Annotated in this window: 8 protein-coding genes; 6 read left to right on the top strand and 2 right to left on the bottom strand. The window is 69.3% G+C overall.

The window, feature by feature from the left end:
- The first annotated feature begins 45 nt into the window (after positions 1–45).
- From B9Y95_RS14805 to B9Y95_RS14795, 3 genes are all read left to right on the top strand, one after another.
- Positions 46–294, top strand: coding sequence for an HNH endonuclease signature motif containing protein (locus tag B9Y95_RS14805; RefSeq protein ID WP_234994127.1), 249 nt, complete (start codon positions 46–48; stop codon positions 292–294).
- 629 nt (positions 295–923) lie between these two features.
- Positions 924–1751, top strand: a complete 828-nt coding sequence (locus B9Y95_RS14800) for an inositol monophosphatase family protein (protein WP_085512866.1) — start codon at positions 924–926, stop codon at positions 1749–1751.
- 316 nt (positions 1752–2067) lie between these two features.
- Positions 2068–3213: a M23 family metallopeptidase gene (locus B9Y95_RS14795; protein WP_143736501.1), complete on the top strand. Its 1146-nt coding sequence runs from the start codon at positions 2068–2070 to the stop codon at positions 3211–3213.
- 516 nt (positions 3214–3729) lie between these two features.
- Here the strand turns inward: B9Y95_RS14795 and rfbB are convergent.
- Both rfbB and poxB read right to left on the bottom strand, forming a co-directional pair.
- Complete coding sequence (rfbB, locus tag B9Y95_RS14790) at positions 3730–4728, bottom strand: dTDP-glucose 4,6-dehydratase (RefSeq protein ID WP_085512862.1); 999 nt, start codon at positions 4726–4728, stop codon at positions 3730–3732.
- A 55-nt stretch (positions 4729–4783) separates the two neighbouring features.
- Positions 4784–6520 carry a ubiquinone-dependent pyruvate dehydrogenase gene (gene poxB / locus B9Y95_RS14785; protein WP_085512860.1) on the bottom strand — a complete coding sequence of 579 codons (1737 nt, stop codon included), beginning with the start codon at positions 6518–6520 and terminating at the stop codon, positions 4784–4786.
- Between the two features lie 244 nt (positions 6521–6764).
- Here poxB and B9Y95_RS14780 point away from each other — a divergent pair, with 244 nt between their 5' ends.
- The 3 genes from B9Y95_RS14780 (at position 6765) to treY (ending at position 12320) form a co-directional block, all read left to right on the top strand.
- Positions 6765–7826: a serine/threonine-protein kinase gene (locus B9Y95_RS14780; RefSeq protein WP_159453425.1), complete on the top strand. Its 1062-nt coding sequence runs from the start codon at positions 6765–6767 to the stop codon at positions 7824–7826.
- Between the two features lie 94 nt (positions 7827–7920).
- Positions 7921–9969: a glycogen debranching protein GlgX gene (gene glgX, locus B9Y95_RS14775; RefSeq protein ID WP_085512855.1), complete on the top strand. Its 2049-nt coding sequence runs from the start codon at positions 7921–7923 to the stop codon at positions 9967–9969.
- A complete protein-coding gene (gene treY, locus B9Y95_RS14770; protein ID WP_085512852.1) occupies positions 9966–12320 on the top strand; it encodes a malto-oligosyltrehalose synthase in 2355 nt (784 codons plus the stop codon). Before glgX ends, treY begins: the two co-directional genes overlap by 4 nt.
- Positions 12321–12323 lie beyond the last annotated feature (3 nt).

Here is a 12323-nt window from a genome sequence, read left to right as displayed (position 1 = left end):
CGGAAGCAGTACCGGGTTCCGGCCGATCTGCAGCGCGCGGTCCGCTTGCGAGACGGCACCTGTCGGGCACCGGGGTGCGGCAGGCGCGCCAGAGCGTGTGACCTCGATCATTCGGTCGCGTGGGAGGACGGGGGCGCGACGGATGTCGGCAATCTCGCGTGCCTGTGTCGACATCACCACCGGATGAAGCACCTCCCCGGGTGGAACCTCGACCACGGTCCCGGTGGTGTGCTCGGGTGGACGACACCCGACGGCAAACACCACCGGACCGAACCGGACCCCGCGCCGTTCTGACCCGGAGACGCTCCGGTCCCTGGGTCTGTTGAAGGGTTCCTCGTGGGCACTTCGACAGGCTCAGTGAGCGGGCTGGACTGTGCTCGCAAGCTTTTCGGTCCCTGAGCCTGTCGAAGGGTACTCGGGTCGCGCCACCTCGATGAGCGGGAGAGGAGCACCCGGAACGAGGAGGGTTTCTCGTGGGCACTTCGAAAGGCTCAGTGAGCGGGCTGGACTGTGCTCGCAAGCTTTTCGGTCCCTGAGCCTGTCGAAGGGCACTCGGGTCGCGCCACCTCGATGAGCGGGAGGGGAGCACTCGGAACGAGGAGGGTTTCTCGTGGGCACTTCGACAGGCTCAGTGAGCGGGCTGGACTGTGCTCGCAAGCTTTTCGGTCCCTGAGCCTGTCGAAGGGCACTCGGGTCGCGCCACCTCGATGAGCGGGAGGGGAGCACTCGGAACGAGGAGGGTTTCTCGGGGGCACTTCGACAGGCTCAGTGAGCGGGAGGGGTGTGTCCGGGAGACTCCGGTCCCTGAGCTTGTCGAAGGGCGCTCGGGTTGTGGCGCCTCGGCCCGCGGCGGACGTGTGCCCGGGCTCGTTCCGGTCCCTGAGCTCGTCGATCGGCGGCGTGAGCCGCCATAGGGTGGTGGGGTGACCGGACACGAAGAACTCCTCCAGATCGCCACCGACATCGCCGCAGAGGCCGGCGAACTGATCCTGCGCCGACGCCGGGAGGGCGTCGAGATCGCCGCGAGCAAGTCGTCGGTCGAGGATGTCGTGACGCGAGCCGACCGCGAGTCCGAGCAGTTCATCCGCGACCGCCTCATCGCAGCACGACCGGACGACGGATTCCTCGGCGAGGAGACCGGCACGGAGGGTGGAGCGACGGGTACCTCCGGCCTGACCTGGGTCGTCGACCCCATCGACGGCACCGTCAACTACCTCTACGACATCCCCGCGTACGCCGTCAGCATCGGGGTCGTCGAGGGCGAACCGGACCCGGCCACCTGGACCGCCCTCGCCGGAGCCGTGGTGAACCCGGTCCTGGGTGAGCACTACACCGCCTCCCGCGGCGGTGGAGCACGACTGAACGGCCGCGCTCTCGAGGTCAACCGAGGCGTGGCACCGAACGTGGCGCTGCTCGGCACCGGCTTCTCCTACACCGCGTCGCGGCGCATGGAGCAAGCGGCCGTGCTCGGAGCCCTCCTCGGGACGTTCCGCGACGTCCGTCGGATCGGCTCCGCCGCACTCGACCTCTGCAGCGTCGCGTCGGGCCGCCTCGACGCCTACTACGAGAGCGGCCTGAAGCCGTGGGACCAGGTCGCAGGCGCGCTCATCGCTGCCGAGGCGGGCGCGACGGTCGCCGGCTTCGACGGTGCTCCGGCCACCACGCAGCTCATCATGGCCGCCGATGCGCCGCTGCTCGCGGTCCTCGAACGGCTCCTCATCGAGCAGGGCTTTGCGACGCCGATCGGGTGACACCGGATGCGCGCCGCCGCCGCTCGCGGTAGCGCTCCGGTGGCGACTCGTTCATAAGAGAACTCTCATATAGCCTCTGACCAGGGCTTTATCGTGCAAAACCGAGCACTGCCATGGCTTTTTCAGCCTCCCGTTGCTAGCATTTATGCATTCGTTACCTTCGCCTTCCCCCGCGCGGACGGACGTCGAGATCTTCTTGCTAGCCCATTGAAAGGCCCCCGCCCCCTTGTCACGCCATGCCAGCCCTGAGGACACCCCTGTGCTTCCCGACCCTCAGGACCCGCAGAACACGTCTGTCGAGAACGACGCTGCACCCGTGCAGACACCTCCGCTCGGCCGCCGTGAACTCCGCGAACGTGAGCGTCAGGCGGCGGCTGCCCTGGAGCACCAGGAGTCCGTACTGCAGGAGCCGACGCACGAGGCCAGCGCCGACCAGGAGGAAACGGCCGCGGCCGTCGACCCGGTCGACCAGATGATCGCCGAGGCGATCGACGCCGTGCACACCACCGACGTCGCAGACATCGCGCCGGTCGAGGCAGAGCCGCTCATCACTGAACCGGCCGTGGCTTCCGAGTCCACCCCGGCCACCGAGTCCATCACCGTGACGGTCGACGCGTCCACGATCGACGCCCCCCGTGTGCGCCGCGCAGCTGCACCGAAGCCGGCCTCGAAGCCACGCGCATCGTCCGGCCCGGCCACCGCACCGGCGTCGCCCCGCCCGACGACCATCGCGCGCAAGCGTCGCATCACCACCAAGATCTTCGCGGGTGCCGCGATGGGCTTCGTCGCGCTCATGGCCGTGGCCACCTCGGTGCCCGCCAACGCGCTGCTCACCGCTGAAGACGTCGCGACGTCGGTGGCAGAGGCCTCGCAGGCCGAGCTCGGCGACGGCAACGGGCTGAGCAACCAGGCGTCGCAGTCGCTCGACAGCGAGGGTTCGGCCGAGTTGACCTTCACTCGCGACGACTACACCACAAGCACCGTCGAGGAAGCCGCCGCCGCCATGGGCATCCGCCCGGCGAACACCTTCACGAACAACCCGAACGGGACCATCCAGTGGCCGTTCGCGGTCGGGGTCACCATCGGTGACCGCTTCGGTGCCCGCGACTGCGCCGGGTGCTCGAGCGACCACCACGGCCAGGACTTCAACCCTGGCAACGGCGCGCCCATCCAGGTCATCGCCGACGGCGTCGTCCGCCACGTCGAAGACGGCGAAGGCTCGCTCGGCGTCAACGTCATCGTCGACCACACCATCAACGGCCGCCTCGTCTCGAGCGTCTACGCGCACATGCAGCACGGCTCGGTCCGCGTCGTCGAGGGGCAGGCGATCAAGGTCGGCACCATCCTCGGCCTCACCGGCAGCACGGGCATGTCCACGGGCCCTCACCTCCACTTCGAGATCCGACTCGACGGCGTCACCTGGGTCGACCCGCTCGAGTGGCTCTACGCGAACGTCGACTGACGCCGCGGAACCCAACGCTTCGACTGCCTCGCCCGACTCCGGGCGGGGCAGTCGTGTCTCGCCCCGAGGACGGGCGCCCTTCGACAGGCTCAGGGACCGGGAGGGGTTCCCAGGGGTGGGGATGGGGCCCTCGTGGTGCGGGGTACTTCCTTCGGTCACTGAGCTTGTCGAAGTGCCCACGGGGTACGTCGCCCTTCGACAGGTTCAGGGACCGGTGTTGGGGGCTGAGGGACCGGTGTTGGGGCTGAGGGACCGGGAGGGGTTCCCAGGGGTGGGGATGGGGCCCTCGTGGTGCGGGGTACTTCCTTCGGTCACTGAGCTTGTCGAAGTGCCCACGGGGGTATGCCGCCCTTCGACAGGCTCAGGGACCGGTGTTGGGGCTCAGGGACCGGTGTTGGAGCTGAGGGACCGGTGGTGGGAGCTCAGGGACCGGTGGCGGGGCTCAGGGACCGGGCACCGGACGACGAAGGCCCGCCCGGCTGCTGCCGGACGGGCCTTCGTGACGGTGGCAGAGGGTTACTGGCCCTGCTCCTGGTACTTCGCCTCGGTGGCGGCCTTCTGCGGCTTCCACCACGACTCGTTGTCGCGGTACCAGGCGATCGTGTCGGCGAGGCCGGCCTCGAAGTCGCTGAACGCCGGGGTCCAGCCGAGCTCCGTGCGCAGCTTCGACGAGTCGATGGCGTAGCGGAGGTCGTGGCCGGGACGGTCGTTCACGTGGTCGTAGGCGTCCGCCGACTGTCCGAGCTGAGTGAGGATGAGCTCGACGACGTCCTTGTTGTTCTTCTCGCCGTCGGCACCGATGAGGTACGTCTCGCCGATGACCCCCTTGTCGAGGATCGTGAGGACGGCGGACGAGTGGTCGTTCGCGTGGATCCAGTCGCGCACGTTCTCGCCCGTGCCGTACAGCTTCGGGCGCTCACCGCCGAGCACGTTCGTGATCTGACGCGGGATGAACTTCTCCACGTGCTGGTACGGCCCGTAGTTGTTGGAGCAGTTCGAGATGGTCGCCTTGACGCCGAAGGAACGCACCCACGCGCGGACGAGGAGGTCGCTGCCGGCCTTCGTCGAGGAGTACGGGCTCGACGGGTTATACGGCGTCTGCTCGGTGAAACGCTCCGGGTCGTCGAGCTCGAGGTCGCCGTAGACCTCGTCGGTCGAGATGTGGTGGAAGCGCGTGCCGTGCTTGCGAGCCGCCTCGAGCAGCGTGTACGTGCCGATGATGTTCGTGTCGAGGAACGGGCGCGGGTCGTGCAGGGAGTTGTCGTTGTGCGACTCCGCTGCGTAGTGCACGACGGCGTCGTGACGGCCGAAGAGCTCGTCGACGAGCGTCGCGTCCTGGATGTCGCCGACGACGAGCTCGAAACGATCGGCCGGGAGGCCGTCGAGCGAGGCGCGGTTGCCCGCGTAGGTCATCTTGTCGAGGACGGTCACCGAGTGATCGGTGTTGTTCAGGACGTAGTGGACGAAGTTCGAGCCGATGAATCCGGCGCCGCCGGTAACGAGAAGTCTGGACACGGTAGTCGAGTCTACCCGGCGGTCTCTGGATACCGCGGGGGAATCCGCTCGTCGCTCAGTGACCGGGCAGGATGCGGCGCAGCAGGTTCGTGTTCGCGAGGTCGAGCAGTTCGTCGCCCCTGCCCGACATGACGGTCCGGAGCGCGTACAGGGTGAAGCCCTTCATCTGCTCGGCGGTGATCGTCGGCGGGATCGACAGCTCCTGTCTGGCGGTCACGACGTCGACGAGCGCCGGACCGTCGTGATCGAAGGCCCGACGGATGGCGCCCTCCAACTCGCTGGCCCGTTCGACGCGTTCGCCGTGGATGCCCATACCCTCGGCAACGCGGGCGAAGTCGGGGTTCTCGAGGTCGGTACCGTAGGTGACGAATCCGGCCGCCTTCATCTCGAGCTCGACGAAGTTGAGCGAGGAGTTGTTGATCACGATGATCTTCACCGGCAGCTTGTTCTGCGTGAGGGAGATGAGCTCGCCGAGCAGCATGGTGAGTCCACCGTCGCCCGCGAGCGCGACGACCTGACGACCCGGGTGCGAGGCTTGCGCGCCGAGCCCGTGCGAAACGGCGTTCGCCATGCTGCCGTGGCTGAACGAACCGATGAGTCGACGCCGACCGTTCATGGTGAGGTAGCGCGACGCCCAGACGACGGGGGAGCCGACGTCGGGGATGAACACGGCGTCGTCCGTCGCCAGTTCGTCGACGACCTTCGCGAGGTACTGCGGGTGGATCGCCTGGCCGTCGTGGTCCGCGGTCGCCAGATCGTCGAGCCCCTTCCGCGAGCTGCGGTAGTGCTTGAGCGACTCCTCGAGGTGCTTGCGATGGGTCTTGCGCTCGAGCTTCGGCAGCAGCGCGTCGAGGGTGTCGCGGACGGTGCCGACGAGTGGGAGGTCCACCGGGTGTCGGCGGCCGATCTGCTCGCCGCGGATGTCGACCTGGATGACGGTCGCGTCCTCGGGGAAGAACTGCGGGTAGGGGAAGTCGGTACCGAGCATGAGGAGGACGTCGCACGACAGCATCGCGTGGTAGCCGCTGGCGAATCCGAGGAGGCCGGTCATGCCGACGTCGAAGGGGTTGTCGTATTCGACGTGCTCCTTGCCCCTGAGGGCGTGCACGATGGGCGCGGCGAGGGTGTCGGCCGTGTCGATGAGCTGGGCGTGAGCGCCCGCGACGCCCGCACCGGCCAGGATCGTGACGCGCTTGCCGGCGTTGAGGATGCGTGCGGCCTCGTCGAGCTCGTGCTCCGACGGCAGGATCCGAGGCTGCGTGGCGCGGATGGCGGAGACGTGCTCGCTCACGGCCCGCTGGAGCATGACGTCGCCCGGCACGACGACAACGGCGACGCCGCGGCGCTCGACCGCGGTGCGCATCGCGATCTCGAGCACCCGCGGCAGCTGTTCCGGGACGGACACGAGCTCGACGTAGACGCTGCACTCCCGGAACAGTTCCTGGGGGTGGGTCTCCTGGAAGTAGGTGCTGCCGATCTCCGAACTCGGGATGTGGGCGGCGATCGCGAGCACCGGTACCCGCGAGCGGTTCGCGTCGAAGAGGCCGTTGATGAGGTGGAGGTTGCCGGGGCCGCAGCTCGCCGCGACGACCGCCAGCTCCCCGGTCAGCTCCGCCTCCGCAGCTGCGGCGAAGGCGGCCGCCTCCTCGTGGCGCACGTGCACCCAGTCGATGCCGCCGGAGGAGCGGAGGGCGTCGGTGAAGCCGTTCAGGGAGTCGCCCGGGAGTCCGTAAACGCGTTGCACACCGCTGGCCTGGAGGGTTGCGACGACGGTTTCAGCGACAGTGGACATGGGTGCTCCTCGCAGCAGACGACTCGGCCCGGGTTCCCCGGCCCCCTCCATGGTCCTCGTCGCGGTTCGGGGCCCGCAAGGGAGCATCGTGGTCTTGCAGACGCCTACCAGGTGCGCTAGCCGTTCTCAACACTCCGACACGAATCCGGCTGAACGACGAACGCCTTGTAACGTGGTTGCTGGAACAGCCTGCCGAGAACGCGGTGGCGCGGCCAACATCGACTGCACCGTGAAGGGGGCGGCCGTGAGCGACTCTTTGCACCGCCCGCCGGCACACGCCGGATCGATCACCGATCCAGCTGCGATGTTCACCGAGCACACCGAGACGGTCGTCACCGGTGTCAGCCTGTCGAACGGGCGTTACAGCATCGGTGAGCAGCTCGGCTCCGGCGGTTCCGCCAACGTCTACCGGGCACGCGACGAACTGCTCTCTCGTCCCGTCGCCGTGAAGCTCTTCCGCGACGAGGCCGCGACCGCGAACGACCGGCTGCGCCAGGAGCGGGAGATCCGCCTGCTCGGCGAACTCCGCCACCCGGGCCTCGTCGAGCTGTACGACTCCGGTTCCGTCGTCCACCGCGGCGTCGAGCACCGGTTCCTCGTCATGGAGTACATCCCGGGCGCCACGCTCACCGACAAGCTGCAGGCCGGCCCGATGCTCCCGCGCGACGCCGCAGCGCTCGGTGCGCAGGTCGCCGACGCGCTGTCCTTCATCCACACGCGGTCGATCGTGCACCGCGACATCAAGCCCGACAACATGCTGTTCAGCGACATCGCCGCGTTCGGGCACGCGAACCTCGTGAAGCTGTCCGACTTCGGGATCGCGCACTTCGTGGGCGGGTCGCGCCTCACGAACACCGAGGCCATCTCCGGCACGGCGTCCTACCTCTCGCCCGAGCAGGCGCTCGGCGACACCGTCGGCACCGAGACGGACATCTACTCCCTCGGCCTCGTGCTGCTCGAGGCTGTCACCGGCCGCCGGGAGTTCGACGGCGGTCTCGTCGAGGCGGCCATCGCACGCCTGCACCGCGACCCGGTGATCCCGCCCGAGCTCCCCGCCGCATGGCACCCGCTCCTGCGGTCGATGACCGCCCGCAAGCCGGAGGACCGACCCGCCGCGCACGAGGTCGCAGCCAGCCTGCGCGAGATCTGGTCCGAGTCGCGCGTCCGCCGGGTCCGCCGGGTGCGTGCGCGCCTCGGTCTCGTCGTCGACCAGGGCGTCGACCCGCGGATCGCGTTGCTCCTCGCCGCCGCGACGGCCGCTGCAGGGCTCGCCATCGGTGTGGCGATCGGCATCTTCGCGTTCTGATCGGCCCATTACCACGTTTCGTCCGGATCCGGGGAAGTCATCCGGGCGGTGTACCGTCTCAACAACGATCGATCCCTTCGAGTGAAAGGGCGCCATGACGCTCTCGACCCCCTATCCGCTCGGCGTCACCCTTCGGGGCGATGGTGCGAACGTCGCCATCTACTCGGAGACCGCCGACGCCGTCACCGTGTGCATCTTCCCCGAGGGCGGGGAGGAGCAGCAGACGCGCCTCGAACAGCGCACCGGACACGTGTTCCACGGGTTGGTGGAGGGCCTTCTCCCCGGGACGCGCTACGGCATCCGCGTCGACGGCCCCTGGGACCCGGCGAACGGCCTCCGCCACAACCCGGCGAAGGTGCTGCTCGACCCGCACGCGACGGCGGTCACGGGCCGCTACGACCTCGGCCAGGCGCAGTTCAGCCACCGTCTCGACGCACCGGAGACGATGGACGACACCGACTCCGCAGGCCACGTCGCGCTCGGCGTTGTCACCGACCCGTCCTCGTTCGACTGGGACGCCGACGGCCAGGACGTCGCTCCGCGCATCCCGCTCGCCGAGACGATCGTGTACGAGGTCCACGTGAAGGGTTTCACCAAGCAGCTCGCCGAGGTGCCCGAGGAGATCCGCGGCACCTACGCCGGCCTCGCCCACCCGGCGGCCATCCGCTACCTCACCGAGCTCGGCGTGACGGCGGTCGAACTCCTCCCGGTGCACCAGTTCGTGCAGGACAGCCACCTCGAGGAGAAGGGCCTCCGCAACTACTGGGGCTACAACTCCATCGGCTTCTTCGCCCCGCACGGCGAGTACGCGGCCGCCGGCGACAGCGGTGGGCAGGTCGACGAGTTCAAGGCCATGGTCAAGGCGATGCACGCGGCCGGCCTCGAGGTCATCCTCGACGTCGTCTACAACCACACGGCCGAGGGCAACCACATGGGCCCGACCCTGTCGTTCAAGGGCATCGACAACGCGGCCTACTACCGTCTCGTCGACGAGGACCGCGAGCACTACTTCGACACCACGGGCACGGGCAACAGCGTCAACGTCGGCCACCCTGCGGCGCTCGGCCTCATCATGGACTCCCTGCGCTACTGGGTGACCGAGATGCACGTCGACGGCTTCCGCTTCGACCTCGCGACGACGCTCACCCGCCAGGACGGTTCCGCCGAGATCCACAGCGCGTTCCTGTCGCTCATCGAGCAGGACCCGGTGCTCGCACCGATCAAGATGATCGCCGAGCCGTGGGACACCGCCGGCTACCAGGTCGGCGGCTTCCCCGCGAGCTGGTCCGAGTGGAACGGGAAGTTCCGCGACGACGTCCGCGACTTCTGGAACGGCGCCGACAGCGTGCTCGGCACCATGTCGCAGCGCGTCCTCGGCAGCCCCGACGTCTACGAGGCGTCCCGGCGCTCACCGCTGTCCAGCGTCAACTTCGTCACCGCGCACGACGGCTTCACCCTCGCCGACCTCACGGCGTACTCGATGAAGCACAACGCCGCCAACGGCGAGGACAACAACGACGGTGAGAGCGACAACCGCTCCAGCAACAACGGTGCGGAGGGCCCGACGGACGACCCCGCCGTGAACGCGCGCCGCGATCGCCAGCGCCGCAACTTCCTCGCGACGGTCCTGCTGTCGGCCGGTGTCCCGATGATCCTCGGCGGCGACGAGATCGCCCGCACCCAGGGCGGCAACAACAACGCCTACTGCCAGGACAACGAGGTGTCGTGGTTCGACTGGGAGCACGCCGACCACGACCTCCTCGGCTTCACGAAGCGCCTGATCGCCCTGCGCCTCGCCGAGCCGGCGCTGCGACCCGACTGGTTCCGCCAGGGGCCGGGCTCCAAGGCCGACGACCGGGTCTTCATCACCCGGTCCGACGACGAACCCTTCGCCGACGAGGACTGGGACAACCCCGACGCCCGCTCGATCACCTTCGTGTTCCGTCACGCCGGATCGGCGTCCTTCGCGCTGTTGCTCAACGCGGCCGAGAACGGCGTGGAGTTCAGCCTGCCGAAGGCTCCCGGCCTGCCGTGGACGCTCGTCGAGTCGAGCGACCCGGAGCAGATGCTCGCCGAGGGGTCGACGACGGTGATCGTGCAGGGGACCTCCTTCACCCTCCTGCGATCGGGGGTCGCATCATGACCACCGCGTCCGGCGGCGGGCCACAGCGTTCCACCGTGCCCGTCTCGACCTACCGTCTCCAGCTGACCGCGGACTTCCGGCTCCAGGACGCCGCGGCGCTCGTCGACTACCTCCAAGCTCTCGGCGCCGACTGGGTCTACCTGTCGCCGATCCTCCGTGCGGAACCCGGATCCACCCACGGCTACGACGTCGTCGACCACACCGAGGTCGACCCGGAGCGCGGCGGTGCCGACGGGCTCACGGCGCTCGCCGAAGCAGCCCATGCGGCCGGCCTCGGCGTCCTCATCGACACCGTCCCGAACCACATGGGCGTCGCGACACCGGTCGAGAACGCCTGGTGGTGGGACCTGCTCCAGCACGGTCGGGATGCAGAGCACGCGGCCGCGTTCGACGTCGACTGGGAGGCCGGCGACGGTCGGATCCGCGTCCCGATCCTCGGCGACGACGAGGACGGCCGCAGTGCGCTCGACGACCTCAGCATCGAGGACGGCGAACTGCGCTACTTCGACCACCGACTCCCCATCGCCCCCGGGACGGCCGACGACGACGCGAGCCCGCGCGAGGTGCACGACCGGCAGCACTACGAACTCGTCAACTGGCGCCGCGCCGACAGCGAGCTGAACTACCGACGGTTCTTCGCCGTCAACACGCTCGCAGCGATCCGGGTCGAGGACCCGGCGGTCTTCGACGGCTCGCACGTCGAGATCGGTCGCTGGTTCGACGACGGCCTCGCCGACGGGATCCGCGTGGACCACCCGGACGGACTCCTCGACCCCGGTGCCTACCTCGATCGACTGTCCGAGCGCATCGGTGGCGCACCCATCTGGGTGGAGAAGATCCTCGAGGGCGAAGAGGACCTCCCGGCCGAGTGGGCCACGCTCGGCACCACCGGCTACGACGCCCTGGGCGACGTCGACCGGGTGCTCGTCGACCCGACCGGTCTGCCCACGCTCGGCCAGCTCGCGGGGGTCGAGCTCACACGCGAAGCCTGGGACGACCTCGTGCACACCACGAAGCGGGGCATCGCCGACGGGATCCTCGGTTCCGAGGTCCGACGCCTCGCGAGGCTCGTCCCCGAGGTGCCGGACGCCGTCGACGCGCTCGCCGAGATCCTGACCGCGTTCCCCGTCTACCGTTCCTACCTGCCGCTCGGCGACGAGTACCTGGACGCCGCGCTCGACGAGGCGGAGACCCGGCGGCCGGAGCTCGCCGACGCCTTCGCCGCGCTGGCTCCGCGCCTGCGCAGTGCGACCGATCCGCTCGCCGCGCGGTTCCAGCAGACCTCGGGCATGGTGATGGCGAAGGGCGTCGAGGACACCGCGTTCTACCGCTACACGGCGCTGACCTCGCTGACCGAGGTCGGCGGCGACCCCGCCGAGACCGACATCAGCGTCGCCGAGTTCCACCACCGTCAGGCACGGCGGCAGGCGGAGTGGCCGTCCTCGATGACGACGCTCAGCACGCACGACACGAAGCGCAGCGAGGACGTCCGTGCCCGCATCGACGCCCTGAGTGAGGTCGCGGACCGGTGGGCGGAGCACGCCGTCGCCCTCCACACCTCGAACGGCTTCCCCGACCGGCAGCTCGAGCAGCTGGTCTGGCAGGCGGCCGTCGGTGCGTGGCCGATCGAGCGCGAGCGACTGCACGCCTACGTCGAGAAGGCCGCCCGCGAGGCCGGCGACTCGACCACCTGGACCGCACCGGACGAGACGTTCGAGGCCGCTCTGCATGCGGCGGTCGACGGACTGTACGACAGCCGTCGTGCGAACGCCGCGCTGCTCGACGCCGTCGCGGACGTCGAGGCGGCCGGATGGTCGAACAGTCTGGTCGCCAAGGCGATCCAGCTGACGATGCCGGGCGTGCCGGACGTGTACCAGGGCAGCGAGCTCTGGGACCGATCGCTCGTGGACCCCGACAACCGTCGCTCCGTCGACTACGCCGAGCGTCGCGCGGTGCTCGCCCGTCTCGACGAGGGTTGGCTACCGCCGGTCGACGCCGACGGAGCGGCGAAACTCCTCGTGACCAGCCGACTCCTCCGCCTGCGACGGGAGCACCCGACCCGGTTCGCCGAGTACACCCCCATCGGGGCGGACGGACCGGCCGCCGACCACGTCGTCGCGTTCTCACGCGGTGGAGTGACCACGGTCGCGACCCGGCTCTCGCTCCGGCTCGCGGAGCATGGCGGTTGGAAGTCGACCACGGTCACCCTGCCGGAGGGCCGGCTCGTCGACGTGCTGACCGGCCGTGAGTTGCAGGGCGGCGAGGTCCGTCTCGCGGCGCTGCTGGAGCAGTATCCCGTCGCCGTCCTGACGCGGCCCGACGATGCGGCCGAGGCCGCGAGCGAGGAGTGAGCA

Origin of the sequence: Plantibacter flavus (assembly GCF_900177615.1) — a bacterium.
GTDB lineage: Bacteria > Actinomycetota > Actinomycetes > Actinomycetales > Microbacteriaceae > Plantibacter > Plantibacter flavus.
Note: the sequence above shows the minus strand (reverse complement) of the source record. Positions and strands in the feature narration are given on the sequence as shown.